Below are 24,776 nucleotides of genomic sequence, written 5' to 3' on the forward strand. Positions count from 1 at the left end.
CAGGAGCGACCCCGGGTCGGATCGTGCGGGCCGCAATGGCATCCTGGCCCGCATGGCCGAACCGATCATCCCCCCGCTCGCGGATGCCGAACTGACCGCCTTCGTCGATGCCGTTCGGCAGGACCCCGGGCCTCCCGCCCGTGCCGTGGGCGCGGCGGAGTTGCGGCGCGCGCAGCGGGTCCGTGCCGGCGCCCGGCCGCCGGGGCCCGCGATCGCCCATGTCGAGGACCTGGCGGTCGGCCCGACCGCCGTGCCGTGCCGCCTCTACCGGCCCGCGGCAGCGCCCAGGGCACTGGTGGTCTTCTGCCACGGCGGGATGTGGACGATCGGCGACCTGGAGTCGCACGACCGGGCCTGCCGCCGACTGGCGCTCGGTGCCGACGCGGCCGTGCTGAGCGTCGACTACCGCCGGGCCCCCGAGCACCCGTGGCCGGCCGCCGTCGACGACTGCGTGGCGGCCCTCCGGTGGGCGGCGGCCGGCGGGGCTGCCGGCGCCGGGATCGCGGGCCCGATCCTCGTCATGGGCGACAGCGCCGGCGGGAACCTCGCCACGCTCGCCTGCCGCCGCCTGCGCGATGGAGGCGGACCGCTGCCGGCCGCCCAGGTCCTGGTGTACCCCAACACCGATCTGACCCTCTCCTGCCCCAGCACGCGGTCGAAGGCAACGGGCTGGGGCCTGACGACCGACGACGTCGCGTGGGGCGCCGAGCAGTGGGTCCCGGAGCCGTCCCGGCGCGCCGACCCCGAGGTCAGCCCGCTGCACGCCACCGACCTCGGCGGGTTGCCGCCCGCCGTGGTCGTCACCGCGGAGCACGATCCGCTCCGGGACGAGGGCGACGCCTACGCCGCTCGGCTGGCCGCCGCGGGCGTTCCGGTCAGGCACCGCCGCGAGGCCGGGATGGTCCACGGATTCCTCACCCTCGACACCCTCTCCCCCGCCGCCGCGGCGGCGGGGGACCGCGTCTTCGCGGACGTCGCCGACCTGCTCGGCCGCCTCCACTGACGCCTCGTCCTGGCCATCGCGGCCCAACTGCCTTACCAGCCAAGCCGGTTCGCTCCGGCACGCCGGAACGAACCGGAACGAAAGCGCGCCACCGCCCGTTCGTCGATCATGGACTTCACTCTTGGCGACGGCACCCGCATCGACTACGACGACCACGGCACGGGCCCCTTGGCCGTCTACGCCCATGGCGCGCTCCTCAGCCGCAAGGCCGAGGACGAGATGGGCACCCTCGACTGGGAGGCCGTCGAGAACCTGCCCGGACGGCGGTTCGTCCGCTTCGACGCCCGTTCGCACGGTGCGTCCGCCGGCCGCCCGGTTCCCGAGGACCACCGCTTCGAGCGCTTCGCCGAAGACCTCGTCGAGTTCCTCGGACACCTGGGCGGGGCACGGCCGGTGACCGGCATGGGGTCCTCGCTGGGCTGCGCCACCGTGCTGCACGCGGCCGTCGGCGACCCGGCGCTGTTCGACCGGCTCGTGCTCGTCATCCCGCCGACCGCGTGGGAGACCCGCCCCGCGCAGGCCGGCAACTACCGCCTGGCCGCCGAGCTCGTGACGGAGCACGGCGTCGACGCGTTCACCACGGCGATGTCCGCCGCACCGGTTCCGGCCACCCTGTCCGGCTTCTCCTACCCGCCGAGCGAGTTGGCGGTGCGCCCCGAGCTACTGCCCGCGCTCCTCCAGGGCCTGGCCGCCTCGGACCTGCCGGCGCGCGAGAAGCTCCGCGAACTCGCCCAGCCCACCCTGATCCTGGCCCTCGCCGACGACCCCGCCCACCCGAGGTCCACCGCCGAGCAACTCGCCGACCTGCTCCCCGACGCCGAGCTGCACGTGGCGGACGACTCGGCGGCCGTGCGCACCTGGGGCGACCGGGTGGCCCGGTTCCTGGCCTGAGGTGACCCCTGCCGCAGCCGACCGACCAGGACCTCCTGGCGGTTCGACGGCTGTCGCAGTCGTTCGGGGGGTCAGGAGGCCCTGGCCGGTCAGAGCATGGGCGGCCAGTGCATGGTGTCGAGCTTCCGCATCAGGTGGCGCTCCTGTGCGCCGATGTCGTCGAGGATGGCCCGTCCGGCGGCGACCAGGGCGGGGAAGGCGGGCTCGTCGGAGTCCAGCCGCGGAGTCACCTCGCTGACGGGGAGGCGCTGGAAGGCGAGCAGCGCCGCGCCCTGGAAGGCGGCGATGAGGTTCGCGTCCTTGCTGTGGGCGAGGATCCAGCCGTCCGGGCAGCTGGAGAGCCAGAACGTGCGGCCGCTGCTGTGGACGGAGACGCCGTGGGGGCGCTCGCCGTCGACGACCTGGTCGACGAGTTCGAGGGGGCGTTCGGCGGCGAGCTCCGCGAGGGTGCGGGGGTGTTCGAGGCCGTCGTCGATGAGGGTGCGAATGGTCTCGGCGCGGGACTTGCGGGCGGCTTCGGCCCGGTCGTCGAGACGCCGGAGGGTATCGGGCGGGAGGCGAACATCGATCTTGGGGCCGACTTCGGGCCGGCCGCCGGGATTGCTCGGCGGGGTGGGGCCCATGGTGTCCCTCGGGATGGGTTGTCGCATGCGTCAACCATAGGGGGGTTATCGCATGCGTCAACCCCCCTAGACATGTCAGACGTGTCAGCGGTCGCCCAGGCGTCCCGGAAGCCCATCCGTCGGCCGCTCCGCGAACACGTGCCGCCCATCGATGTCCGGACGGCCCGTCACCGGCGAGTGACGCCTGGCGATCCGTGCCTCACGGACATCCGGGGGCTGTTCGGGCACTCTGGGAAGATGAGTCACAGTGCCGCCGGCCGGGAGGATCGGATGAGTCCCCGCGTGCTCCGACGCGGAGGGGTCGAACAGCTGACGGTCTGGACGGGCGAGGCCGGCCCGGTGGGTCTCGGTCCCGGCAGCACCGGAATCGAGTACCGCGGCCGCCTTGGAGAGCCGGACTCGTACGGCCTGCTCGCCGCCTCCTTCGGCCACCCGAAGGCAGAACCCGGCGCTCGGTTCGACCCGATGCCGAGCCGGCCCGGCGAAGTCCTCCCACCAGTGCCCGGTGACCGGCTCCGTCTCGGGCACCTCGAACCGCGGTGGCAGCGCGGCATCGCCGACGTGGTCACGCGCGGCTACGCGACGCTGCGGATCAGCGCCGCGGTGTCCGGCGAGATCGGTTCCTCACTGCGGGTGTTCCGAGCCCTGGCAGCCGTGCTGTCGGCACTCAGCCACGCCGCGAACCGCACGGAGGCCCAGCTGTGGGCCGACTGGGACGGCACGTACGGCGACGGGGAGTCGACCTGAGCGAAGGCCAGGCTCGGCCCCACGCCTACGAAAGCCATCCCGGCGAGTGCCGGCGCCGCCGCCGCCACCATCCAACCGGCCGTCTCCAGAACACCATTGGCGCGCGGAAGCCGCTCCTTGTCGACCAGCCGGGGGACGATGGCGAAGGAGGAACTGGCGAAGAAGACGGCGATGACCGAGGCCAGGCCCACCGCGCCAGCACCCCGGAGAACGTCCCCAGCAGGAGCGGCGGCAGCGTGCCGACCAGGAGCAGTAGCACCCGGGCGAGGGCGCTCTCGTCGGAGTCGACGAACACCCACAGCGTCAGCGTGATGAGGCGGAAGCGGTCCCCCGCGTCGGACAGCAGCCGTGCTGTCAGATAGGCCACGAACCCGCGGGACGCAATCTGAACTCAACACACCCTCACAACGGCGTAGTTCAGAGAAGGGCGCGGCACCGGACAGTTGGCTGGAGATCCGGTCCTTCCGGATCCCCTCACACCGGGCCCGCCGCGATGCTTCACTGCCCGTCGTAGCTGACGACGACTCCCTGGAGCGCCTTCGCGACCTGGTCGGCGAGCCCGTAGTCGCACAGGTTGACCGACCAGTTCGCGGCCGTGGCCAGGTAGGCCGGGACACCGCGGTAGGCGATGGCCGTGCGCAGGGCCTTGTCACGTTCGGCGTCGCCGGCGTAGAGCTGGAGGTTCGCGCAGTTGGGAGTGTGGCCGACCCTGCTGCCGGTCTCGCAGGTGAGGGAGCCGTTGCCACCGGGCTTCTGGTCCTGGCAGCCGACCACGCCGTCCAGAGCTGCGGCGAGTTGCTGAACGGTGTCGTACCTGGGCGTCGGTGGGATCGAGGGGAGCGGGTAGTCGGGGATCTTGAGTTCGTCACCCGGCAGCACGACACCACCAAGGGCCTTCGCGATCTGAGGTGCGTAGGTGGGATTGACGACGTTGATGTACCAGTTGGCGGCGGCGACGATGGTCTGGTGGTCTGTCCGTCGTGAGGCGATGGAGTTGCCGATGTCGTCACGGGAGTATCGGCCGCTGTCGAAGTCCTTGATCTCGAGGTCGAAGCTCGGGCCGTCCACAGTGGCGGTGCAGGTGATGTCGGAGCCGCCTCCCAATGGGACGATGCTGATGGTCACCGTGCACGGGATACCCGCCTTCGCCAGCGTGTCGACGATGTCGGAGGCGGCGGCGTACCGCGGGGCGGTCGGCACCTCGGAAGGCATAGGGACCTGCGGCGGCGGTCCGCCGCTGCAGGAGGCCAGGGCAGCGGCGGAGAGTACGGCGACGAGCGCGAGGGCGAAGCGGTGGCGCATCAGGCTCAGCCCGCCGGAGGAGTGGGAGACGGGCCGGGGCTGGGCGCCGGCGGCCCGGGGCGGGGCGGGGCCGGGGTTCCTGGCGGCGGTAGGACCGGAGGCCGGGGCTGGTTCGGTGGTAGCGGGGCCGTGCCGGGCACGCTGGTGCTGACGCCCGGGCTGGCGTAAACCGGGTTCAGGTTGACAGTCCGGTCGCTCGGTGTCTGGGCGGCGAGCTGGGCCAGGGCTTGGCGGCGTTCGTCCTCGGAGAAGTTGTTCCAGGCGTCGGCGTCCTCGAGGGACTGCTGGAGATTGTCCCAGTTGTCCGAGCGGTGCTTGATGGCGCCGCCTCGGTGCGAGCCGTCATCGCCGTACTCGGCGTTGGAGTTCCGGACTTGGGGAGTGTCGGCGGCGTAGAGTAGGAACAACTGCTTGTCAGTGGTGGCCCCCTGCGGATTCTGCTTGAGCCGCTGGAGGTAGTAGGCGCTGAGCCGGACGTCCTGGTCGGGATTCTCCTCGATGAACTTCGCGAGCTGGGCGTCGCTCGCGCCCGCAAGGCCAGGGAAGGCATCCGGGTTGTTGTAGATGACGGTGCGGGCCGTGGCCAGTTTCATGTGCGTGATACCCAGGGACTTGTCAGGCTTGAGGCTCTCCTCCGCCGTCCAATCCGACAGGCGCCCGGCAGCGGTGAGCGGACCGTCGAGGCCGGGGTCCTGGTTCTGGTACCACTGCTGCTCCTGCCACATGATGGCGAGCAGCAGATCCTTGCTGATGCCGGTCTCGGCGGAGGCCTTGTCGGCCGCCGCGATCAGCTCCGGCGGGACGTTGACCGGGTGCACGCTGGTCGGGTCGCTCTGCAGCCGCATGGCGACTGCCAGCGCGTTGTTGCCGTTGTTGACGAGCACGCTCTGAACGGTCTGCGGGCTGGTGACAGCGGCGAGCTGGGCCAGGGTTCGCAGTTCCTCGGCCGCCGCGGTGTCCGCGGCAGTGGCGTCGCGTAGAGCGCCCGTGATGAGGGACTGTGCCTGCCGGATCTGGTCTTCCTGGCCCGCTGTACCGGCCTGGTCGGTGGTGGCGGTGGCGGTGGCGGCGGCGGCGGCGGGATCGATGTAGCAGCTCCCGTCCTGGTTGACCTTCAGCTGGTGGCTGGCGGCGAAGTCGAGGGCGCTGCACAGAGTCCGCTGGGCATCGGCAACCGCGGTGGCGAGGCGGTCGTATGTCCCGGCGAGTGCGCGCATCGTGAGCGCGGCGGCCTGGTAGGAGTCCGCGTGCTGGGCGAACCGCGTACGGGCCGTGACGCCGGTCGGGCTGGCCCATGCGCTGGCAAGCGTGTGGGCCACCTCGTCACGGGCGACGGAGGCCACGTTCTCGCAGTGGGTGGCCGTGGTCGCGGCGTCGTCGCCGGCCTGCTGCCACAACTGGGGCTGGGCGCGGTCGAGGTCGTCGAGCGTCAGCATCAGGCCCCCTGCAGCCACTGGGCGTCGCCGGACAACGCCGCCGCCGTCACACCGTCCGTGGTGACGTAGTTGTTCGCCGACGCCTTGAGCGCCTCGGCCGCTGCCTCGACCTCATCAGCCTCGGTGTGCAGCCGGTCCCGCCAGGCCGTGACGCACTGAGAGCCGGCCGCCGACGCCAGCCAGCGCGGGTGCGCCTCGCCGGCCGCCTGCGCGTCATCGAGCATGAACTGCTTTCGGCTGTTGGCGCTGGTGTCCTGCATGGATGCGGCGACGCGTATGACGGCGTCGGGGTCGATGTCGATGTCGGCTGACACTTCTCACCTTTCGGGAGTCGCTGTTCAACATCCTTGCGTTCTCCCATGACACACCTGATCACAGAAGGTTCCCACACCGTAGCGGACCGTGTATCGACCCCGTCAGCGTTGCGTCGATGCGCGAGGTCAGCGTCGGCAGCGTCCGGTCCCGGACCGGGATCACCGCCCGGAGCCTCGACCAGGCCAACCGTGCGCGGAACAGCACTGTCCGGCACGGCAGTCCGTCGCCTGGGCCCGGCAGAGGGTGCAGACCGGTTCACCACGGCGCATCGCACCAGGCGCCTGCGCGTTCAGACGGCGCCGAACGCGCCAGCGGCCGTGCCGCGGGCGAACGCCTGCCAGGCCTCGGCGGTGAAGACGAGAGCGGGACCGCTCGGATCCTTGGAGTCACGGACCGGGACGACACCGGGGAAGTCCGGGGCGACCTCGACGCACGTGCCGCCGTTGTCGCTGTAGCTGGACTTGAACCAGGACGCGCCGAAGAGATCGAGAGTCATGGACCGATCGTACGCTCAGCGCATGGCCGGTGACAGGTCGTCAGGCGAAGCCGGACACGGCGAGGCCCCGCCACTCCGCAAGGGAGCGACGGGGCCGGCAGCGGCTGCGAGCGCGTTCAGACGGCGCCGAACGCGCCAGCGGCCGTGCCGCGGGCGAACGCCTGCCACGCCTCGGCGGTGAAGACGAGAGCCGGACCGCCCGGGTCCTTGGAGTCGCGAACCGGGACGACACCGGGGAAGTCCGGGGCGACCTCGACACACGAGCCACCGTTGTCGCTGTAGCTGGACTTGAACCAGGACGCGCCGAAGAGATCGAGAGTCATGGACCGATCGTACGCTCGGCGCATGGCCGGTGACAGGTCGTCAAGTAACGTTGGACACGGCGAGGCCCCGCCACTCCGCGAGGGAGCGACGGGGCCGGCAGCGGCTGCGAGCGCGTTCAGACGGCGCCGAACGCGCCAGCGGCCGTGCCGCGGGCGAACGCCTGCCACGCCTCGGCGGTGAAGACGAGAGCCGGACCGCCCGGATCCTTGGAGTCACGGACCGGGACGACACCGGGGAAGTTCGGAGCGACCTCGACACACGATCCGCCGTTGCCGCTGTAGCTGGACTTGAACCAGGACGCGCCGGACAAGTCGACAGGGGTGTTCATGGGAGCAGCTCCTCTCTGACCCTACGGATCAGTTCAAGGGAAGCCGTCTTCGACAGGGCTCCCACCTGCAACTCATCGTAGGCCCTCTCCCACGCCCTGACCGTCTCGTCCCCGCGCACGACAAAGCCCTGCTCCACCGATTCGGCATAGCCGACGACCGACCGATCGGCGAAGGTCAGCAGGGTCATGAACCCACGGAACGGGACGTGCTCGGCCAGGCTGAACGGCGCGATCTGGATGATCACATGGGGCTGGGACGCCATCTCGCACAGGAAGTCCAGCTGCGCGCGCATCACGTCCGGGCCGCCGACCGGCCGCCGGATGCAGCTCTCGTCCAGCACCGCGTGGTAGAGCGGGGGCTGCGCCCGCCGGAGGATCTTCTGCCGGGTGGCGAGGAACTTCAGTCGCTCGTCCGCCTGTTCCTGGGTGACGCTGCCGCGCTGAACTGCCGCGATCTCCAGAGCGGCGGCGTACGCCGGGGTTTGGAGCAGTCCCGGGATCATGTTGGGCTCGAAGATCCTGATCTCGCTCGCCCGCACCTCCTGCGCCGCGTGCTCGGGGAAGCCTTCGAGGAATCCCTTGCGGCGCCCGCCCACCCACATCAGTTCGAGTGTCTGGCCGGTGCCGAGGGCGGCGTCGGCCGACCTTGCGAACTTGCGCGAAGTGGATTTCTTGCCTGTTTCCACAGCGGAGATGTAGCTGTCCGAGTAGCCCATGCGTTCGCCCAGGATGATCTGGGACCAGCCGCGCGCCTCCCTTGAGATGCGGAGCTGCGAACCGAAGGCCGCACGGGGAGACGACTTGGGGTCAAGCTTCTTGCGGTTCATGGATCATGCCCCATTCCACCTGGTACCAGGACAAGTTGAACAGTTCCCCAGCGTAGAGCACAGTGAGCGCTCTTGGTAGTGGTTTCACTACAGAGAGGGACGACGATGCCTGCCCGTAAGACACCCCCGCCCACGCTCTACACCCCGCAGCCCAACGAGCTCGTCCGCGACGAGAAGCACGGCCTCACCGGTCACTACATGGGCCCCGGCTACGCCAAGCACCCCACCGTCTACCTGCGCCCGCCCGGCGGCGGCTGCGAGTGGGAGACCCCGGCCAGCGAGATCCAACCCCTCGGCCCCGCAACCGACTTGCGGCCCACCCGCACCCCGCGATGAGCACCCCCTGGCCCGCCGCCACCGGGCCCGTACCGCTACCGCCCCGCCACCAGTGGCGCTTCGGCTGGTGCGCCTGCTGCGACCGCCAGACCCTGATCGCCCCGGGCCCCCTGATCGCCACCGACACCGGTCAAGTCACCCTGCCCTACTGCGTGGACGGCTTCGAACGCGCCACCCGCTACGTCCACCGCGCCCGCCTGCGCGCCGCCCGCCACAGCGGCCCACCCTGAGTCGGACCGAACCGAGGAACCCACCACCATGACCACCACCCCAACTCCCGCCCCCGACCGCACCCCCGCCCCCGAAACCCCCATCCCCGAAACCACCGCCGACCTGCGCGCGCTCGGCCGCCGGCTCGACCACCAGGTCACCACGGGCACCGCTGCCACCCCCGCCGAACTCGACGCCACCCTCACCGCGATGCACGCCCTCCACACCCGCATCACCGCGACCGCCCCGCACCACGGCCCCAACCTCCTTGGCCGCAGCTCGCCGTGAGGCGCCTGCCAGGAACGGGCGAGGAGGTCAGATCAGTACCGGCCGGCCCCCGCCGCGGAGCGCGTCGGCCAGGGACTGGGCCTGGTCGAGGGCGATCCCAAGGGCGAGCGGGACCTGGCGCGGGCTGTGGCGGGAGGAGCAGACAGGCACCGGGCCGGCCTCGGACACCGTCCAGGACGGTTCCGCGATCCGGTCATCCGCGTCGGTTCCGAGCAGTTCCCGCGCGAACCGGGGGGCCACCTCCGCTGCTATTCCGCAGCGGACGAGGGCTCGCGCCACGACACCCCATGCCTCCTCAGGCGTGGCGTCGTCCCCGAGCATGGGCAGCAGGAGCAGCAGGCGCTGCGCCGGATCGACGAGGCCCTCACGGTTCGGCGCATCCGGCACGTCCGGCGCGTCCGGCGCGTCCAGGACGTCCGGCGGCACGCTCGCGGCGATGGTGGTCAACTCCGCCCAGGACAGGCCGGGGCCGGCCCACTCGGGGCCGCACTGCCCCAGATGCCCGAGGCGGCCCCATGCCGGGTGGCGAACGGCGAACTCGACGGTGTTCTCGTCCTCGAAGTTGGCGTAGACGGCGAAGGCCGTGTGTCCGCCGCCGAAGGGCACCCGGAACACGGGCCACGGCCGCTCGGCATCGCTGAGGCGCTCCACCATCGCCTCGAAGACCGCCGGGGGGATGTCGTACTCGTCCGCCTCGGCGGAGGGGTCGCCCATCGTCACCAACAGGTGGGCGAGCCAGAAGGCCGGTTCACGGGCGAGTTCCTCGCCCGCGGCCAGCTCGGTGTCCAGGTACTCCGGGATGTCCACGGTCCCGCCGGTCTCGCTCATAGCGGGAGGGTACCGGGCCGTATCGGCACGCCCGCCGGTGGCTCACGGGCCGGAGGAGCACGGGGAGGCTCCCGTGGTGAACACCGGCGACCAGGCCGGGAGGTGGACACCGAGCGGCGAAGGGCTCATGGTGGTCGGCATGCTGTCGCTACGGGCCCTCCCCCGCACCGTCCGCCGTCCGGCCCCGGTCGTCGAAACCGATCGCGCCCGGCTGCTCGACCGGTTCAACGCCGCCGTGCGGTACCCCGACGCTCACGGCGGCGTTGCGGGCCTGCCGCTCCTCCTCGATGCCCTTGCCACCGGCGAGGCCGCAGCGGCGGGCACACGCTGGATCGTGGACGACAACGCCCGCCTGAACATGGCGGCACTGGTCCGATACTCGTTTCCCGAGCCGGAGATCCACGTGGTGGCCGCGGAGTACGGCGCGGCAGGCCACGAACGCGGTTGGCTCCGCCTCGAACGGATGCTGCCGGCTCAGGACTACGCCCGCCTGGTCGACAACCCTGAGAAGTGGGAAGCGAGCGACCGGACGCTGGACGATGTCCTCGAAGCCCACGGCCGGCCCTCCGTCGCCTTCGGCGACCCGGACCCGCGCATGCCCAAGACACTCGGCTACGCCTCCGCCGACCTCGCCGCCCCACTCGCGCTCCTCCACTTCGGTGTGGCGGGGGACGCGCCATCGGCCCGCCTGCTCGCCTTCCGCTGCGGGGACGGCTTCCTCGGCGCGGGAATCGGCTTCACTCCCTTCGGCGACACGGTCGCCGACGAGCGCGAGAAGCGTCGAGGCTGACCACGGATGACCGGCCCCCTGGAATCCGGGGGGAGCCGGCCGGGGAGCAGGCGTGCCCGAGCGTCACGGAGCGTCAGCGCATGCCGCCGGAAGCGAGGATGACATCCCCGGTGATCCAGCGCGCGTCGTCGGAAGCCAGGAAGGCCACCAGCGGGCCGTAGTCGTCCGGGGTGCCCGTACGGCCCAGCGGGGTGCCGGCGATCGCCTCTGCTTCCTGAGCCGAGCCGGGGAATCCCATGGCCCTGGTGCCCTCGGTGTCCGACGGTCCGGGCATGATCGCGTTGACCCGGATGCCGCGCGGGCCCAGTTCCTTGGCCGCCACGATGGTGAACGCGTTGACAGCGCTCTTGGACGCGACATAGAGCGAGGCGTACGGGGGGTGGGTGAGCGTGCCGGCCGTCGAGACGTTGATGATCGACGCGGTGTCGATGTCGTCCTGTGCGGCCAGGGCCTGCGTGGTGAGGATCGTACCCAGCAGGTTCGTGGTCATCTCGCGCTGGAACTCCTCTTCGGTGATGCCCGACAGCGGCGCGAAGGCGACGACGGCCGCGTTGTTCACGAGCACGTCGACCGGTCCGTACTCCTCGCGCGCGCGATCGAAGAGATGGCGCACGTCGTCGCCGCGGGCCACGTCCGCCCGGACCGCGATCGCCCGGCCGCCCTTGGCGGTGATGCCCGCGACGACCCGCTCGGCGCCCTTCGCATCCTCCCGGTAGTTCACCACGACGGCCGCGCCGGTCCCGGCCAGCGCCTTGGCGATCCCCGCACCGAGGCCCTTTGACGCGCCCGTGACGATCGCCGTACGTGTGCTGCTGCTGCTCACAGTGACTCCTCGAACGTTGGTGCTTGCGGAAGTCACCGTAGGAAAGTCCATTACTACTGGGAAGTACCTACTTTTTTGTAAGCTCATGCCGTGATGGAAACTCAGCAGGTCGCGACGGCCGCCCGACTCCTGGCCCACGACACCTTCGACAACAAGTGCGCGCTCAGGCCGATCATGGACCAGACGACGAGCCGCTGGGCGACACTGATCATCTCGGCCCTCATCGCCGGCCCGCACCGCTTCGCACAGCTGCACCAACGAGTCGGTGGCATCAGCCAGAAGATGCTGTCGCAGAACCTCAAGGCACTGGCCCGGGCCGGGCTCGTCGACCGCCATGTCGCACCCACCAACCCGCCCCAGGTCACCTACAACCTGACGGAACTCGGCGTCAGCCTGGCCGGGCCGCTCACCGGACTCATCCAGTGGTTCGGCCGGCACGGGGAGGAGCTCCTCGCCGCCCAGGAGCACTACGACAGCCGGCAGGCGTCACCGCGCGCGTAACGAGCCGCTCCTGACCGCGCGCGTTGCCGCGCAACTGGGCACGCCCGTCCGGGAGATCGCCTACGAGTGAGGGCCGTGAGGGCCGCCTCGGCCAGGGGCAGCCGGGTGAAGGTCAGGGTGAGGACCCTGCGGTAGCCACCCTGGCGTTCCCCGGGCCTCGTCAGCGAATGGCGCCCGCCAGCACGTCACTCCCCCAGGCGTCCAGGCGCTGCGCCAACTCCCCGGCGCCGTCCAGGAGATGCCGGACGAACGCCTCCCGCTCGTGGGCCAGCACCGCCGCCTCCCAGACGCAGGGGGCCAAGCCGGCCCGGCCCGGGCGCAGTTGCTCGGGCTTGCCGGCCGGGCCGGTGAAGATGGCGAGGTCGGACATGTAGCCCTCGATCCAGTTGTGCACCAGGACGTAGTCGCCGTCGGCGCCCGCGTGCACGATCAGCACGGCGAGGCCGAGCGAGCCGCGCGCGGTGGCCCCGGCCAGGTGGGCGCCGGCCAGGTCGACCAGGGCGGTCAACTCACCGTCCGTCAGCGTGCGGTCGGGGGCCTCGATCGCGTAGACCTTCAGCAGGTGGCCGCCGGCTTCGCGGGTGGCGAAGGTCCGGGCGGCGCGGGCGTGGTGGCCCTCGGCCAGGGCGAGCAGGGCCGGAGCGTCGACGGCGGGGGGTAGGGCCGGCGAGGAAGCGTGCTGCGTAGTCATCGGGCCATCATCGGGCCGACCGGCCGGAGTTCGCCAGCGGTTCCGCTCACGGCCGGTGCTCGGGCCGCGGTGCCCTGACGATCAGCCCAGCGTGCGGGCCCGCTCCAGCACCGCGGGCGAGGCCTTGGCCACCGAGCCGCTGTCGAACGGGGGTTGCGGGTCGTACTCGGTGTAGAGCTGGATCGCCTGCGCCGTGGTCTCGTCGGCCAGCAGGGCGGCGAGCCGGAGCGCCATGTCGATGCCCGAGGAGACCCCCGCCGAGGTGATGATCCGCCCGTGCCGGACGACCCGCTCGGGCGTGTAGGCGGCGCCGTAGCCCTCGATCTCCTCGGCGGTGCCCCAGTGGGTGGCCGCGGTGAGCCCGTCGAGCAGCCCCGCCGCCGCCAGCAGCAGCCCGCCGGTGCAGACCGAGGTGGTGAACCGGGTGGTCGTGTGCAGCTGGCACAGCCAGTCCAGGAAGCGCTGGTCGTCCAGCAGGTCCCGGACACCACCTCCGCCGGGCACCAGCAGGACGTCACACGCCTCGACCTCGGAGTACCGCGTCGGAACGTCGACCGTCAGCGAGCCCAGCACATCGGTGATCCGCCCGGGTTCGGGCGCGACGAAACGGACCTTCGCACCGGGCACATGGGCCAGGATCTCGTACGGTCCGATGGCGTCCAGCGGCTCGAACCGCTCGAAGAGCGGGATCACGATGTCCATGCTTCGCAGCCTAACGGGGCGTCGAACAGGCGGGCAAGGAAGCTCCGGAGGCTCGAAGGGCGCCGAACGGGCAGCGAGCGGGCGCCGAACAGAGCGCCACCCGCGCGCTGTTCGGCGCCCCACCGTCCCGGTCCCCGCACGCGGTACCTGGTTCACCATGCGGGCGTGGTTGACGCCGCCGTCCGCGCCGGGCTAGCTTCCGGGGCATGCAGCAGCACCTCATCGCCCTGACGAAGCGCGGTCACATCGACCTGCAGCGCGTCTGCTCCGCTGCCTGTCGCCCCTGCTGAGGACGCCCCTCCCGACGTGACCGGCCGCACTCGGCCGCTGGTCCGCGCCCGCTCCGCCCCGCGCCGCCACCGCCTCGGCCTGCCCTGGCGCGATCCGCGCCGCGCCGCCCCGCGCCGCCCGCCCCGCCCTGCTCAGCCTTGCCCGGCCTTGCCCGGCCTTGCCCGGCCTTGCCCGGCCTTGCCCGGCCCACTCAGGCGCCCTTCCGCGGCAGCCCCCGCCCCGCCCCCGCCCCTCCCCCGGCCGACCCCGATACCCGAGGAGCCCTCCGATGTCCCTGCACCTGCACTGGTTCCTGCCCACCGGCGGGGACGGCCGCGGCCTGGTGGACCGCCACACCTACGCCAGCAACCTCACCGAGCGGGCCGGCCGGGCACCGGTCGGCCGGGCCGCCGCCGCGATCCGCCCGCCGGACATCGACTACCTGGCCCAGATCGCCAGGGCCGCCGACCGGCTCGGCTTCGAGGCGGTGCTCACCCCCACCGGCACCTGGTGCGAGGACGCCTGGCTGACCACCGCCTTCCTGGCGCGCGAGACCGAGCGGTTGAAGTTCCTGGTGGCCTTCCGCCCCGGGGTGATCTCGCCGACGCTCGCCGCGCAGATGGCCGCCACCTACCAGCGCGCCACCGGCGGACGGCTGCTGCTCAACGTGGTGACCGGCGGCGACTCGACCGAGCAGGCCAGGTTCGGCGACCACCTGGACCACGACAGCCGCTACGGCCGCACCGACGAGTTCCTCCGCGTGGTGCGCGGCGCCTGGACCGGCACGCCCTTCGACTTCGAGGGTGCGCACTACCAGGTCGCCGGGGCGCACGTGCCGGTACCGCCGGCCCCGACCCCGCCGATCTTCTTCGGCGGCTCCTCCCCCGCCGCCGGACCGGTCGCCGCCCGGCACGCCGACGTCTACCTGACCTGGGGCGAACCGCCCGCCCAGGTCAAGGAGAAGATCGACTGGATCCGCGGCCTCGCGGAGGCCGAGGGGCGCCGGATCCGCTTCGGCATCCGGCTGCACACCATCTCGCGCGACTCCGCACGGCAGGCCTGGCGCGAGGCCGACCGGCTGCTGGACGACATCGGCGAGGCGGAGGTCGCGCTGGCCCAGGAGCAGCTGGGGAAGAGCGAATCGGTCGGCCAGCAGCGGATGCTGGCGCTGCACCAGGGCTCGCGCGAGAAGCTGGAGATCTATCCGAACCTCTGGGCGGGCGTGGGCCTGGTCCGGGGCGGCGCGGGCACCGCGCTGGTCGGCAGCCACGAGGAGGTGGCCGACCGGATCGAGGAGTACCACGCGCTGGGCGTGGACCACTTCGTCCTCTCCGGCTACCCGCACCTGGAGGAGGCCTACTGGTTCGGCGAGGGCGTGCGCCCCGTGCTCCGGTCCCGCGGCCTGGTCGGCCCGCTCCCCGGCCGACCGCGCCTGCCGTAGATCGAAGGTGACAGTTCGCCACCTCCACCGACCCACCGCCACGTCCACCGCCACGTCCACCGCTAGCGCTAACGCTACCGCCACGGCGCCGACGCCCGGCCACCGGACGGCCCGGCGCTCGCATCATCGCGGTGGCCATACCTCCCGGGGCTGATACAGAATCGGATATGCCTGTGAATCGAGCAGTTCGACGCGCGAAGCCCCTCGGCGCGCTCCTGCGTCCGGCGGTTCCCCTCGCGGCCGGAGCACTCCTGCTGTGCGCGGGGTGCGGCAGCCAGCGGGCGGAGGTCAGCAGCGGGGCTCCACCGACCGTGATCTGCGGGCAGACCCTGCGGAACTCGGCCGCGGGAGCCGTGGTCGAGGACGTGTCGAAGGGCGGGACCGTGACCTGGGGATCCCTCGGCGATCTGTTCCTGAAGGTCAGCGCCGACTGCCGGACCGGGGTCACGGTCGCCTACCAGCCGGCCGCGGCGGTCGACGTCGTGAAGGACGCGACCGCCGCGGACGGCAAGGTGGCCGCGGTGGTGATCAAGCCGCGGTCAGCCGATTTCACTCTCACCCTGACCCGCGCCGACGGACGGGCCGCGATCGTTCAGGTGCGCCTACCGCCGGATGCGGTCAGGACGAGCGTTCCCAATTGACGGAGAAGGTCGTACCGTCGGATCCGAGGGAACCGGTGGCGTCGAGCTGGTTGCCACTGCTGTTGAACATGTCGAAGGCTGACGCGTTGCTGTCCTGCGGGAGTTGCTCGTACCGGTTCGCATCGTTGAACACGTTGTCGGTCAGCGTGGCCGTCCCGAAATCACTCAGCGCAGAGATCCGACCGTTCACCGACGGGCGCTCGACGATCCATTCCGCCGAATTTCCGGGGGCTTTCGCGGCCTGGCTTCCCTGGACGCACTGATTCGCGGTGAAGTCGCAGAGCGTGAAGCTGACAGTGCCCGATGAGTAGCTCGTCACAGCGGCGACGGAATCGCCGGCCTTGGGAACCAGATTGGTGATTTCCTGCTCCGGCTCGGCCGGGTAGTCCTCCAGCCAGAAATACGTACTGGTGGTGTGCTCCGTGCACAGGCTGCCCAGCAGGAGGGCGCAGGTGGCGTCCTGCTCGGTCCCGTCCTGGAGCAGCTCGCCGGACACCCCGTCCCAGCCGCCGATGCCCGGCCAGATGGAGGAGTTCGTGTTGCCCACCGTCGGATCCGCGGTGCTGATCGCCGGCACCGTCCATTCCGACTGGACGTAGGTCGGCGACGACGCGTTGTAGGCGATGTAGCCGGACCAGTTGATCGATGACCCGTTGGCCGCCACCGGTGTGCCCGTGGTGGACGGGCGGCGCGTACGGTCAGGGCGCGGCTTGCAGGATATCGAGCTCAGCCAGGTGACATGCCGGTCGACCGCCTTCGCGATGACCTGGCTGGAGCCCGGAAGCCCCAGGGCCGCCGCGAGTCTGCTCGGATCGGACTGGGCGGCGTCGGTCGGGGTCTTCACGGTGAAGGGCACGCTGCAGCCGACGCCGGCGTGCTCCTGGACCAGCGATGGCGCGGCCTGTGCGGTGCCGGTTCCCAGTAGCCCGAGCAGCAGGGTGGCCAGTGAGGCCAGCGCGGGGATCCTGCGCAAATGATTCGGTGCGGACATCGGTGTTCTCCTCCAACTTTCCAGAACTCGCGGCTGATTTCTTCGACCGCGCAAAAAAGCATGGCGAATCCGCCCCTGCCATTCCTTCCGGATGTGCCGACGCCGGATTCGCCGATCGGCGATCGGCGGTCGGACAGAAGGCTACGGGCCGGAAAAGAAAGTTGGTAGACGACTTCTTGGTATGGCCGAAAAGTCGACCAACCTGGCAGAAAGTGCCCTTGCCCACCATCGGAACAGGATGATCATGTTCCATATCTTCATGAGCCGCCAAGGCCGACCATGCCCTTCGCCCGAATTATTCGATGTAGAACTATTCACGGCTTTGTTCCGACATGGCCGGTAGCGCATGGTGTCGGGCTCGGCCCGCTCCAGGTCGCCCTGGTCGTGCAGAGCGAGCAGGCGGACCCAGCAGTCCAGGTCGTGCCCGAGGTTCGCGGCGAGCATCCATCCGCGGTTGATCTCCCACGACTTGCTGGGGAGGTTCCGCAGCCCCATCGCCTTGTCGACTCTCACCCGGTCCTCCACGACGGCGTGAGCGCGGGCGAGCGTGTCGAGCCACTGCGGCTGGTGCGAGCCGGCGATCCCCCACATGTGCCGGACGTTCGTGGCGATCACCGAGTACTTCCAGCCGGTCCGCTTCTCGAAGTCCGTCAGCTTCTTCAGGTGCCGCCCGGCGGGCCGGACCCGGCGCACGAGCAGCCGCATACCGACGGGCCAGCCGGGCCGGGTGTTCAGGCCGGTCAACTCTGCGACGCTGTAGCCCTCCTGAACCTCCCCGCTCTGCCGCAGCGAGGCCTCCCACGCCCGCTCCGGCAGCTTCGCGATCGCCTTCTCGTCGTCCTCGGTGATCGTCCAGCCGACCAGGTAGCGCACGGTGCGCCGGGCGGTGTTCAGCACCTCCAGGTGCGCGAGGAGGTCGTGGGTGGCACCCGCGCCGTCGATCCTCACCAGGATCTTCGCGGCGCTCGAGCCCGGGATCTGGCGAAGCGCGGCGGTGAGCACGGTGATGTGGTCGGCGACGGTGTTGGAACCGGCGTTGCCCGGCCGCAGCAGCATCGACAGCGACTCCTGCGTGTTCGCGCACCAGCACGCGAGCGGGTGGAAGCTCACAGCGGGCTCGTCCAGCGCGGCCAGCGTCCGGTGCGCGGTGGAGCCCGAGGCCGCGGCCCCCAGCAGGGCCGTGTGGTGGACCTGGAGCTGTTCGGCCTCCGAACTCGCCTCGCTGCTCGATGCCCGCCGCGACGGGGCCTCCACCGCCAAGGCGCTCGCCGCGTTCGACGCCGCGGCCACCAACCTGAACGCCAGCGTCCGTTCGCACCGGCTGTACCGCAGGGCCACTCGGAAGCTGGGCGCGGGGCACGGGATCACGCCGGCCGACGCCGGCGAGGCGCTGCTCGCGACCTGCGGCCCGGTGCACGCGCTGACCGCGAGCGAGCCCGGCCCGCGCGAAAGTGCCACCGCCGAGACCGTCAGGCTGCTGCGCCGCGCAGTGTCGGCCCCGGCGGACCCCCTGCCCGAGCTGCCGGAACCCGCTGCGACGGCGCCGCTGGCCGACCTCGATGCCGCGCTCCGGCGGTTCGCCGCCGCGATCCCGGCCCTCGCCAGGCGCCGGCCGTCCGAGCCGGCCGGCAGCGGCGAGGCCCTCCAGCCGCCCGTTTCCGCCGCCCGACCGGTACCGGCCCGCCGCCTGGCTGACCCGCCGTCAGTTCGACGTGGTCAGCCGGAGGTGCTCAAGACCGCGCAGGACGGTGTGGCGCTTCCACACGGGCTCCTCGGTCATCCGGGACTCGGCGAGGACGGGCAGCAGGTGGCGGCCTCGGCGCGTCCCAGCGGGGCGCCCAGGCAGAAGTGGATCCCGTGGCCGAACGACAGGTGCCGGCGGGCAGGGCGGACGAAGTCGAAGACCTCCGGGTCCTCGCCGAGTGCCTCGTCGCGGTTGGCCGCGCTGAGCAGCATGAGGGCGCGCGCGCCGGCAGGAACCGTGGTGTCGCCGACCGTGGTGTCCTCCAGCGCGGACCGGGCCAGGAGCTGGATGGGCGGGTCGTAGCGCAGGACCTCTTCGACGCACCGCTCGACCAGGTCCGGGTCGGCCCGCAGGGCGGCGAGCTGGGCGGGGTGGCTGAGCAGGGCGAGGACGGACCCGCCGATGAGGCTGCGGGTGGTCTCGTGGCCGGCGATGAGCAGCAGTCGGCAGGTGATGATGATCTCGTGCTCGGTCAGCGTGCCGTCCTCGTCGTGGACGTGGACGAGGGCGGAAACGAGGTCGTCGCCCGGTTCGTGGCGCCGCTTGGGAATCAGTGCCCCGAGGTACTCGTGGAAGCTGTCCCGGGCCGCGCGCATCGTGACGCGGTCCTCGGGCGTGATGAGGAAGCCGGGGTCGATGCTCCGCGTGCTCGGTGAGGAAGCACGCGGCCTGGGCGAGGCTGCGCGCGGCCGTGGCGAGGTCCATGTCGTCGAGGATCACGGCGGCGGACTTGCCGCCGAGCTCCAGCGTGCAGCGGGCCACCCGCTCGCCGCAGATCGAGGCGATGCGCCGTCCCGCGGCCGTCGACCCGGTGAACGTGATCTTGTCCACCCGCGGGTCGCGCACCAGCAGTTCGGACACCTCGCGGTCCGCGGTGACGACGTTGAGCACGCCGGGCGGCAGCCCGGCCGCCGCGGCGATCAGGTAGCCCTCCCCCGGCGCCTCGGTCGCCGACTTCAGGACCACCGTGCACCCGGCGAGCAGCGCGGGGCCGAGCTTGTTGCTGATCATCCCCACGGGGCGTTCCACGGGATGATCGCACCAACCACACCGGCCGGCTCACGGACGATCATGCCGGACTGTCCGCCGGCCGTCGGCTTGACCGGCTCCTCGAACGGGAACGTGCCGGCCGGCGCGGCGTACCGCTTGAAGGCGGCCTCCGCGCCCGTGCCGGCGTGCGCGGCGAAGGTGTGCAGGACACCGGACTCGCGCGGCCAGATCTCGGCGATGTCCTCGCCGCGGAGCCTGAGTTCCGCACCGGTCGCCCGCAGGTACCCGGCCCGCTCGGCCGGCGTCAGGCGCGGCCAGGGGCCTTCGTCGAAGGCCTCCCGCGCCGCCGCGACGGCCCTGGACATGTCGGCGGCCTGCGCCTGCGCGACCCTGAAGTAGAGCTCCTCGGTCGCGGAGTCGATCACGTCGATCATGGCACCGGACGACGGCACCACCCACTGCCCGCCGATGAAGAAACGGTCCGTCCGACCGATCGGCGCCTCCGCGCGTCCCGCCAGGCTCATCCGGTCATCCTTCCGATCGCCGTCTCGACGGCGCTCATGTTCGCGTGCGCCCGGCGGACGCGTAAATGGCGCTCCGCCTACGATCCGCCACTGCGGGGTAACTGGAACTTCCATCCCGGGCACGGCCCGTCCGGGGTCTCGACCGACCTCTTGACTGACCGTCAAACGCCTGCCGGAACGGCCGACTGGGCTCTGCTACGCTGCCAGCGACTCCCTTCCGAGGGGTCCGACGTCTCTACTTGAGTCCCGTGAACACCCGGGGCGATTCAACAGGATGGAACAGCGTGGACATCGGCATCCGGGAAGCAGTCGGTCCGAAGCCGGGGTCCGGCAATGTCCAGCCCAAGAAGCTGCTCCTGCGCGCACTCGCGGGAGAGCGGACCGAGCGGCCGCCGGTCTGGCTGATGCGGCAGGCCGGACGCTACCTGCCGGAGTACCACAAGGTCCGGGAGGCGGCCGGGGGCATGGTGGGGCTCTGCACCACGCCCGAGCACGCCGTCGAGGTCACCCTGCAGCCGCTGCGCCGCTTCCCGCTCGACGCCGCCATCGTGTTCGCGGACCTTCCGCAGGTCGCCGCCGCACTGGGTCAGACCCTGGACTACCGGGTCGGCGAGGGGCCGGTGTTGACGCCGCCCGTCCGTTCGACGGCGGACATCGCCGAATTCCTGAGCATCTCCCGCCTCCACGAGGAACTGGCCCCGATCTACGAGACGGTCAGTCAGCTGACCCGCGCCCTGCCCGCCGAGACGGCCCTGATCGGCTATGCCGGCGCACCGTGGACCATTGCCACTTACATGGTCGAAGGCCGCGGCGGCGCCGCCTCGGAGCACTCCGTCGTCAAACAGTGGGCGCTGAGCGACCCCGACGGGTTCCAGCCGCTGATGGACCTGCTCACGACCGCCATCATCCAATTCCTCGGCCGTCAGATCGAGGCGGGTGCCGAAGCGGTCCAGTTGTTCGACAGTTGGGCCGGGGTACTTCCGGATGTCCTTTTCGACCGCTGGTGCGTCAAGCCGATCGCCGCCATCATCAGCGCCCTGAAGGCGCAGTACCCGGACGTTCCCGTCATCGCGTTCCCCCGGGGCGCCGGGCTCTCCTACAACGGCTTTGCCGAGGCGACCGGCGCCGACTGCATCGGCCTGGACTCCACGGTTCCCCTCGACTGGGCCGCGCGCACCCTCCAGCGCGGGCTGGGCCGTTGCGTGCAGGGCAACCTCGACCCCCAGCTGCTGATCGCCGGCGGCCCCGCGCTGCACGCCGAGACGGAGCGCATCCTGCGCGGCCTGAGCGGCGGGCCGTTCGTGTTCAACCTCGGGCACGGCATCGTCAAGACCACGCCCATCGAGCACGTCACCGCTGTCGTCGAGCAGGTGCGCGCCTGGAGCACGCCCACGGCGTAGCGCCGACTGCGCCGAACCCCGGCCGCGCACCGCGCGGGCCGAACGCGGCGTGCCGGTTGCCCTCGCGGTCGATGACGACCTCATCGGCCCGGTCGAACTGCGCCGGGTCCCGGTTCGCGGCCGGGTAGGACAGCAGCACCCAGTCGTCGGCCTTCATGTCGACGCCACGCCAGTGCATGTCCTCCTTCACCAGGCGGGACATGGTGACCGGCGCGAAGGCGCGGAGGAACTCCTCCATCGCCGTCGGCAGCAACTCCGGCTCGGCGACCAGGCGCTCGCGGTCCTGCGGGTTCCCGGCCAGGTGCCACAGCGACGAGCCGATCGACTTGGTCGTCGTGCCGATGCCCGCCGCGAAGAGCAGCAGCATCATGCTGATGATGTGGTTCGGGTCGAGCTTGCGGCCGCGGAGCTCCACGTTGAGGAGGTAGGTGATGAGGTCCTCACGCGGGTTCTTGACGTGCTCCTTGATCTCCGCGAGCAGGAAGACGAACATCTTGCTCAGCTGTTCGACGTGCTCGTCCCGCGAATCGAGGGCGTCCTCGCGGTTGATGTTCGAGATGAGCTCGCGGAACAGCTTCCGGTCGCCCTGCGGGATGCCGAGCAGGTCACCGATGACCTGCTCGGGGACCCGCTGCGCGTACTCCTCGGCCGCGTCGACGACGTCCCGTCCCTTGAAGCCGTCGATGAGGGAATGGCAGTACGCCCTCGTGGTCGGCTCCAGCCTGGCGACGGCGGTCTTGGTGAACGCCGGCAGCAGCAGCTTGCGCGCGCCGTGGTGGAACGGCGGGTGAAGCCGCCGGGCCGCAGATGCAGCAACGACCAGACATGCCGGCGGACTCGGGCGCGGGCCTTCGCGATCCGGTTCACAGCGGGCTCGTCCAGCGCGGCCAGCGTCCGGTGCGCGGTGGAGCCCGAGGCCGCGGCCCCCAGCAGGGCCGTGTGGTGGACCTGGAGCTGTTCGGCCTCCGACAGGTTCTTCGCCCCAAGCACGATCACGCTCGCCAGCCCGAGCAGCACATCCGCGCGGTCGCGCCAGGTCGCGCTACCGCCCGCCGGGCACAGCCGCCGCAGCGCGTCGGTCAGTCCGACCCGGTCGGCGACCTGGTGCAGCAACACCACCCCGGCATGCCCGACCAGGCCCTTCCCGTCGGCGGCCACGGACAGCCGCCGGTCCCACCCTGTACGCTCACTCACCAGAAGGGTGCTCCTGATCCTTGCTCGGATATGACGTCGCAATCACATCCTTGCAGGTCAGCAGTACCCTTTCTCTAATTCTGCGTCAGATCACCCTGCCCGGTTGAATACCCAAGGTTGACCGCGCGTCAGAGACCCCGCGCGCGCCCACCCGCCACTAGCGTCGCCCTGGACACTCCCGGACGGACCTGGACCGAGCCGGGCGAGGCGGACAGCACCAGGCGGCCCGGGCACGACCAGGCCGACGACACGAGGCGGTGGCCATGCGGGCAGTCGGCACGGAACGCGACCGGCTGACGGTCCCACAGGGCCTGGCCGCGCTCTCGCTCGACGCGCTGGCCTCGGTCGCCTACGGGCCCGAGGCGATCGTGCTGGTGCTCGCCGCCGCGGGCGCCCGGGGGCTGGACTTCACGCTCCCGGTGACCCTGGCGATCGTGGTCCTGCTGGCCGCGCTCACCTTCTCCTACCGGCAGGTGATCGCCGCGTTCCCGAACGGCGGCGGCGCCTACGCGGTGGCCAAGGCGCACCTGGGCCGGCGGGTCAGCCTGATCGCCGCGGCCTCGCTGATCATCGACTACGTGCTGAACGTGGCGGTCTCGGTGTCGGCCGGCGTGGCCGCGCTGACCTCCGCCTTCCCCTCGCTCTACGGCGACCGGGTGGTGATCTGCGTGGCCGTGCTGGCCCTGATCACCGGGGCCAACCTCTACGGGGTGGCCGAGTCGGCCAAGGTGCTGATCCTGCCGACGGTGGTCTTCGTGGTGGCCGTCTTCACGGTGATCGTGGTCGGCCTGCTGCGCTCCCACCCGGTCACCGCGCCGACCCCGGTGGGGCCGGCGACCGAGACCGTGAGCCTCCTGCTGCTGCTCAAGGCCTTCGCCTCCGGTTGCGCGGCGCTGACCGGGGTGGAGGCGATCGCCAACGCGGTGCCGACCTTCCGCAAGCCGCGGGTGGTCCGCGCGCAGCACACCGAACTCGCGCTGGGCGGGCTGCTGGGCAGCATGCTGATCGGGCTGGCGCTGCTGATCGGCCACTTCCACGTCGGGCCGAACAGCACCAAGACCGTGCTGGCCCAGCTCACCGAGGCCGCATTCGGGGACAACGCGGCCTTCTACGTGGTGCAGTTCACCACCGTGGCGCTGCTGGCGCTGGCGGCGAACACCTCGTTCGGCGGGATGCCGGTGCTCACCTCGCTGCTGGCCCGCGACCACCACGTGCCGCACGTCTTCGCGCTGCGGGCGGACCGGCAGGTCTACCGGCACGGGGTGCTGGTGCTCTCCGGCGCGGCGCTGGTGCTGCTGATCGGCGCGCAGGGCGACACCCAGGCGCTGGTGCCGGTCTTCGCGATCGGCGTCTTCATCGGCTTCACCATCTCCCAGGTCGGCATGGTGCGGCACTGGCGGCAGCAACGCGGGCCCGGCTGGCGCGGGCGGGCGCTGCTGAACGGGATCGGCGCGGTGCTGACGGCGGCCGCCACCGTGGTCGAGCTGATCGCGAAGTTCGGCAAGGGCGGCTGGCTGGTCTTCCTGGCGGTGGCGGTGCTGGTACTGCTCTTCGAGGCGGTCCACCGCAGCTACGCCGGGATCGGGCGCGCCCTGCGGGTCGGCGAGGTGCCGGGACCGCCGGTGCAGGAGCGCTCGCTGGTGGTGGTGCCGGTCGGCGCGGTCAACCGGCTGACCCAGGAGGCGATCGGGACGGCGCTCTCGCTGGGCGACGAGGTGCGGGCGGTGACCGTGGTGCACCCGGACGACGACGAGGGACCGAGCGAGTCGCACGTGCGGCAGGCCTGGGACGCGTGGCACCCGCAGGTCCCGCTGACCGTGCTGAGCAGCCGTTCGCGCTCGCTGACCCGCCCCGTCGTGGACCACCTGCGCGAACTGGCGGCGGCCGGGGAGCACGAGCGGCTGGTGGTGCTGATCCCCGAGATGCACCTGCCCCACCCCTGGCAGCGGCTGCTGCAGAACCAGCGCGGGGTGCTGCTGGACCGCGCGGTCCGCCGGCACACCGACGCGGTGGTCTGCCGGCTGCGGTTCCGGATCGAACTCCCGCGCTGACGGCCGGGATCCCGCGCCGACATCGGACCGCGGCCGTTGGGTAGCCTGACAGGAGATCAACGAGGCCTC

General features: G+C 71.5%; 28 protein-coding genes and 1 pseudogene. 12 read left to right on the forward strand and 17 right to left on the reverse strand.

Going from position 1 to position 24,776, the window contains the following annotated elements:
• The first annotated feature begins 52 nt into the window (after window positions 1–52).
• Both OG455_RS08970 and OG455_RS08975 read left to right on the forward strand, forming a co-directional pair.
• Window positions 53–1,003 (forward strand): alpha/beta hydrolase, encoded by a 951-nt coding sequence (locus OG455_RS08970; protein ID WP_266291887.1) that lies wholly within the window; start codon window positions 53–55, stop codon window positions 1,001–1,003.
• Window positions 1,004–1,111: 108 nt separating this feature from the next.
• Window positions 1,112–1,894 (forward strand): alpha/beta fold hydrolase, encoded by a 783-nt coding sequence (locus OG455_RS08975; protein ID WP_266291889.1) that lies wholly within the window; start codon window positions 1,112–1,114, stop codon window positions 1,892–1,894.
• Window positions 1,895–1,983: 89 nt separating this feature from the next.
• Here OG455_RS08975 and OG455_RS08980 read toward each other — a convergent pair whose 3' ends face one another.
• On the reverse strand, window positions 1,984–2,544 hold the full coding sequence (locus tag OG455_RS08980) for a ribbon-helix-helix protein, CopG family (RefSeq protein ID WP_266291891.1): 561 nt from the start codon (window positions 2,542–2,544) through the stop codon (window positions 1,984–1,986).
• A gap of 255 nt (window positions 2,545–2,799) precedes the next feature.
• On the opposite strand from OG455_RS08980, the gene OG455_RS08985 reads away from it, so the two are divergent.
• Window positions 2,800–3,264 carry a hypothetical protein gene (locus tag OG455_RS08985; protein WP_266291893.1) on the forward strand — a complete coding sequence of 155 codons (465 nt, stop codon included), beginning with the start codon at window positions 2,800–2,802 and terminating at the stop codon, window positions 3,262–3,264.
• 498 nt (window positions 3,265–3,762) lie between these two features.
• Here OG455_RS08985 and OG455_RS08990 read toward each other — a convergent pair whose 3' ends face one another.
• The 7 genes from OG455_RS08990 to OG455_RS09020 form a co-directional block, all read right to left on the reverse strand.
• Window positions 3,763–4,566, reverse strand: a complete 804-nt coding sequence (locus OG455_RS08990) for a hypothetical protein (RefSeq protein ID WP_266291894.1) — start codon at window positions 4,564–4,566, stop codon at window positions 3,763–3,765.
• Between the two features lie 5 nt (window positions 4,567–4,571).
• Window positions 4,572–6,002 (reverse strand): hypothetical protein, encoded by a 1,431-nt coding sequence (locus OG455_RS08995; RefSeq protein WP_266291896.1) that lies wholly within the window; start codon window positions 6,000–6,002, stop codon window positions 4,572–4,574.
• Window positions 6,002–6,316, reverse strand: a complete 315-nt coding sequence (locus tag OG455_RS09000; RefSeq protein ID WP_266291897.1) for a hypothetical protein — start codon at window positions 6,314–6,316, stop codon at window positions 6,002–6,004. Before OG455_RS09000 ends, OG455_RS08995 begins: the two co-directional genes overlap by 1 nt.
• A gap of 290 nt (window positions 6,317–6,606) precedes the next feature.
• Window positions 6,607–6,813, reverse strand: a complete 207-nt coding sequence (locus tag OG455_RS09005) for a DUF397 domain-containing protein (RefSeq protein WP_266291898.1) — start codon at window positions 6,811–6,813, stop codon at window positions 6,607–6,609.
• Between the two features lie 116 nt (window positions 6,814–6,929).
• Window positions 6,930–7,136 carry a DUF397 domain-containing protein gene (locus OG455_RS09010; RefSeq protein ID WP_266291900.1) on the reverse strand — a complete coding sequence of 69 codons (207 nt, stop codon included), beginning with the start codon at window positions 7,134–7,136 and terminating at the stop codon, window positions 6,930–6,932.
• Between the two features lie 116 nt (window positions 7,137–7,252).
• Window positions 7,253–7,465, reverse strand: a complete 213-nt coding sequence (locus tag OG455_RS09015; RefSeq protein ID WP_266291901.1) for a DUF397 domain-containing protein — start codon at window positions 7,463–7,465, stop codon at window positions 7,253–7,255.
• Entirely contained in the window at window positions 7,462–8,292 is an 831-nt protein-coding gene (locus OG455_RS09020) for a helix-turn-helix transcriptional regulator (RefSeq protein WP_266291902.1), read from the reverse strand. Before OG455_RS09020 ends, OG455_RS09015 begins: the two co-directional genes overlap by 4 nt.
• Window positions 8,293–8,397: 105 nt before the next feature.
• Between OG455_RS09020 and OG455_RS09025 the strand changes: the two genes are divergently transcribed.
• From OG455_RS09025 to OG455_RS09035, 3 genes are read left to right on the forward strand one after another with little or no spacing between them, the layout of a single operon-like run.
• Complete coding sequence (locus OG455_RS09025; RefSeq protein ID WP_266291904.1) at window positions 8,398–8,628, forward strand: hypothetical protein; 231 nt, start codon at window positions 8,398–8,400, stop codon at window positions 8,626–8,628.
• Window positions 8,625–8,858 carry a hypothetical protein gene (locus tag OG455_RS09030; RefSeq protein WP_266291905.1) on the forward strand — a complete coding sequence of 78 codons (234 nt, stop codon included), beginning with the start codon at window positions 8,625–8,627 and terminating at the stop codon, window positions 8,856–8,858. Before OG455_RS09025 ends, OG455_RS09030 begins: the two co-directional genes overlap by 4 nt.
• Before the next feature lie 28 nt (window positions 8,859–8,886).
• The gene (locus OG455_RS09035) at window positions 8,887–9,126 is read left to right on the forward strand and encodes a hypothetical protein (protein ID WP_266291906.1); all 240 of its coding nucleotides are present in this window, start codon (window positions 8,887–8,889) and stop codon (window positions 9,124–9,126) included.
• A gap of 27 nt (window positions 9,127–9,153) precedes the next feature.
• Here the strand turns inward: OG455_RS09035 and OG455_RS09040 are convergent, their stop codons facing one another.
• Window positions 9,154–9,954 (reverse strand): hypothetical protein, encoded by an 801-nt coding sequence (locus OG455_RS09040; protein ID WP_266291908.1) that lies wholly within the window; start codon window positions 9,952–9,954, stop codon window positions 9,154–9,156.
• A 127-nt stretch (window positions 9,955–10,081) separates the two neighbouring features.
• On the opposite strand from OG455_RS09040, the gene OG455_RS09045 reads away from it, so the two are divergent.
• The gene (locus tag OG455_RS09045; protein ID WP_266291909.1) at window positions 10,082–10,744 is read left to right on the forward strand and encodes a hypothetical protein; all 663 of its coding nucleotides are present in this window, start codon (window positions 10,082–10,084) and stop codon (window positions 10,742–10,744) included.
• Window positions 10,745–10,817: 73 nt separating this feature from the next.
• Here the strand turns inward: OG455_RS09045 and OG455_RS09050 are convergent, their stop codons facing one another.
• Window positions 10,818–11,567, reverse strand: coding sequence for an SDR family NAD(P)-dependent oxidoreductase (locus OG455_RS09050; protein WP_266291911.1), 750 nt, complete (start codon window positions 11,565–11,567; stop codon window positions 10,818–10,820).
• 93 nt (window positions 11,568–11,660) lie between these two features.
• Here OG455_RS09050 and OG455_RS09055 point away from each other — a divergent pair, with 93 nt between their 5' ends.
• A complete protein-coding gene (locus OG455_RS09055) occupies window positions 11,661–12,068 on the forward strand; it encodes a helix-turn-helix domain-containing protein (protein WP_266300704.1) in 408 nt (135 codons plus the stop codon).
• A gap of 160 nt (window positions 12,069–12,228) precedes the next feature.
• On the opposite strand, the gene OG455_RS09060 is transcribed toward OG455_RS09055, so the two are convergent.
• Both OG455_RS09060 and OG455_RS09065 read right to left on the reverse strand, forming a co-directional pair.
• Window positions 12,229–12,759: a hypothetical protein gene (locus tag OG455_RS09060; protein ID WP_266291912.1), complete on the reverse strand. Its 531-nt coding sequence runs from the start codon at window positions 12,757–12,759 to the stop codon at window positions 12,229–12,231.
• A gap of 81 nt (window positions 12,760–12,840) precedes the next feature.
• Window positions 12,841–13,461 carry a DJ-1/PfpI family protein gene (locus OG455_RS09065; RefSeq protein WP_266291913.1) on the reverse strand — a complete coding sequence of 207 codons (621 nt, stop codon included), beginning with the start codon at window positions 13,459–13,461 and terminating at the stop codon, window positions 12,841–12,843.
• Window positions 13,462–14,020: 559 nt separating this feature from the next.
• Here OG455_RS09065 and OG455_RS09070 point away from each other — a divergent pair.
• Both OG455_RS09070 and OG455_RS09075 read left to right on the forward strand, forming a co-directional pair.
• Complete coding sequence (locus OG455_RS09070) at window positions 14,021–15,172, forward strand: LLM class flavin-dependent oxidoreductase (RefSeq protein WP_266291915.1); 1,152 nt, start codon at window positions 14,021–14,023, stop codon at window positions 15,170–15,172.
• Between the two features lie 353 nt (window positions 15,173–15,525).
• Window positions 15,526–15,813, forward strand: a complete 288-nt coding sequence (locus OG455_RS09075) for a hypothetical protein (protein ID WP_266291917.1) — start codon at window positions 15,526–15,528, stop codon at window positions 15,811–15,813.
• Here the strand turns inward: OG455_RS09075 and OG455_RS09080 are convergent.
• The 4 genes and pseudogenes from OG455_RS09080 to OG455_RS42220 form a co-directional block, all read right to left on the reverse strand.
• Window positions 15,791–16,804, reverse strand: coding sequence for a G1 family glutamic endopeptidase (locus OG455_RS09080; protein WP_266291919.1), 1,014 nt, complete (start codon window positions 16,802–16,804; stop codon window positions 15,791–15,793). The genes OG455_RS09075 and OG455_RS09080 overlap by 23 nt on opposite strands.
• Before the next feature lie 141 nt (window positions 16,805–16,945).
• Entirely contained in the window at window positions 16,946–18,142 is a 1,197-nt protein-coding gene (locus tag OG455_RS09085; protein WP_266291921.1) for a transposase, read from the reverse strand.
• A gap of 438 nt (window positions 18,143–18,580) precedes the next feature.
• Window positions 18,581–19,186: a cytochrome P450 gene (locus OG455_RS09090; protein WP_323185637.1), complete on the reverse strand. Its 606-nt coding sequence runs from the start codon at window positions 19,184–19,186 to the stop codon at window positions 18,581–18,583.
• Window positions 19,187–19,265: 79 nt separating this feature from the next.
• A pseudogene (locus OG455_RS42220) lies at window positions 19,266–20,176 on the reverse strand (aldehyde dehydrogenase family protein); the annotation flags it as partial.
• 170 nt (window positions 20,177–20,346) lie between these two features.
• Here OG455_RS42220 and hemE point away from each other — a divergent pair.
• Entirely contained in the window at window positions 20,347–21,462 is a 1,116-nt protein-coding gene (gene hemE / locus OG455_RS09105; RefSeq protein ID WP_266291927.1) for a uroporphyrinogen decarboxylase, read from the forward strand.
• Here the strand turns inward: hemE and OG455_RS42030 are convergent.
• The gene (locus OG455_RS42030; protein WP_323185638.1) at window positions 21,413–22,498 is read right to left on the reverse strand and encodes a cytochrome P450; all 1,086 of its coding nucleotides are present in this window, start codon (window positions 22,496–22,498) and stop codon (window positions 21,413–21,415) included. The two genes, hemE and OG455_RS42030, sit on opposite strands and share 50 nt — an antisense overlap.
• A gap of 421 nt (window positions 22,499–22,919) precedes the next feature.
• Between OG455_RS42030 and OG455_RS09120 the strand changes: the two genes are divergently transcribed.
• Window positions 22,920–24,707 carry an APC family permease gene (locus tag OG455_RS09120; RefSeq protein ID WP_266291931.1) on the forward strand — a complete coding sequence of 596 codons (1,788 nt, stop codon included), beginning with the start codon at window positions 22,920–22,922 and terminating at the stop codon, window positions 24,705–24,707.
• Window positions 24,708–24,776 lie beyond the last annotated feature (69 nt).

The organism is Kitasatospora sp. NBC_01287 (genome assembly GCF_026340565.1).
In the GTDB taxonomy this organism is placed as follows: Bacteria; Actinomycetota; Actinomycetes; order Streptomycetales; family Streptomycetaceae; genus Kitasatospora.

What these genes read in the sequence shown, in the direction of transcription:
- OG455_RS09120 (WP_266291931.1), top strand. Translation starts at nt 22,920, where the DNA reads ATGCGGGCAGTCGGCACGGAACGCGACCGGCTGACGGTCCCACAGGGC.
- OG455_RS09080 (WP_266291919.1), bottom strand. Translation starts at nt 16,804, where the DNA reads ATGTCCGCACCGAATCATTTGCGCAGGATCCCCGCGCTGGCCTCACTG.
- OG455_RS09005 (WP_266291898.1), bottom strand. Translation starts at nt 6,813, where the DNA reads ATGACTCTCGATCTCTTCGGCGCGTCCTGGTTCAAGTCCAGCTACAGC.
- OG455_RS09070 (WP_266291915.1), top strand. Translation starts at nt 14,021, where the DNA reads ATGTCCCTGCACCTGCACTGGTTCCTGCCCACCGGCGGGGACGGCCGC.
- OG455_RS09040 (WP_266291908.1), bottom strand. Translation starts at nt 9,954, where the DNA reads ATGAGCGAGACCGGCGGGACCGTGGACATCCCGGAGTACCTGGACACC.
- OG455_RS09035 (WP_266291906.1), top strand. Translation starts at nt 8,887, where the DNA reads ATGACCACCACCCCAACTCCCGCCCCCGACCGCACCCCCGCCCCCGAA.
- OG455_RS09055 (WP_266300704.1), top strand. Translation starts at nt 11,661, where the DNA reads ATGGAAACTCAGCAGGTCGCGACGGCCGCCCGACTCCTGGCCCACGAC.
- OG455_RS08975 (WP_266291889.1), top strand. Translation starts at nt 1,112, where the DNA reads ATGGACTTCACTCTTGGCGACGGCACCCGCATCGACTACGACGACCAC.
- OG455_RS09010 (WP_266291900.1), bottom strand. Translation starts at nt 7,136, where the DNA reads ATGACTCTCGATCTCTTCGGCGCGTCCTGGTTCAAGTCCAGCTACAGC.
- OG455_RS08980 (WP_266291891.1), bottom strand. Translation starts at nt 2,544, where the DNA reads ATGCGACAACCCATCCCGAGGGACACCATGGGCCCCACCCCGCCGAGC.
- OG455_RS09015 (WP_266291901.1), bottom strand. Translation starts at nt 7,465, where the DNA reads ATGAACACCCCTGTCGACTTGTCCGGCGCGTCCTGGTTCAAGTCCAGC.
- OG455_RS08995 (WP_266291896.1), bottom strand. Translation starts at nt 6,002, where the DNA reads ATGCTGACGCTCGACGACCTCGACCGCGCCCAGCCCCAGTTGTGGCAG.
- OG455_RS09065 (WP_266291913.1), bottom strand. Translation starts at nt 13,461, where the DNA reads ATGGACATCGTGATCCCGCTCTTCGAGCGGTTCGAGCCGCTGGACGCC.
- OG455_RS09060 (WP_266291912.1), bottom strand. Translation starts at nt 12,759, where the DNA reads ATGACTACGCAGCACGCTTCCTCGCCGGCCCTACCCCCCGCCGTCGAC.
- OG455_RS08970 (WP_266291887.1), top strand. Translation starts at nt 53, where the DNA reads ATGGCCGAACCGATCATCCCCCCGCTCGCGGATGCCGAACTGACCGCC.
- OG455_RS09020 (WP_266291902.1), bottom strand. Translation starts at nt 8,292, where the DNA reads ATGAACCGCAAGAAGCTTGACCCCAAGTCGTCTCCCCGTGCGGCCTTC.
- OG455_RS09045 (WP_266291909.1), top strand. Translation starts at nt 10,082, where the DNA reads ATGGTGGTCGGCATGCTGTCGCTACGGGCCCTCCCCCGCACCGTCCGC.
- OG455_RS09025 (WP_266291904.1), top strand. Translation starts at nt 8,398, where the DNA reads ATGCCTGCCCGTAAGACACCCCCGCCCACGCTCTACACCCCGCAGCCC.
- OG455_RS08990 (WP_266291894.1), bottom strand. Translation starts at nt 4,566, where the DNA reads ATGCGCCACCGCTTCGCCCTCGCGCTCGTCGCCGTACTCTCCGCCGCT.
- OG455_RS09030 (WP_266291905.1), top strand. Translation starts at nt 8,625, where the DNA reads ATGAGCACCCCCTGGCCCGCCGCCACCGGGCCCGTACCGCTACCGCCC.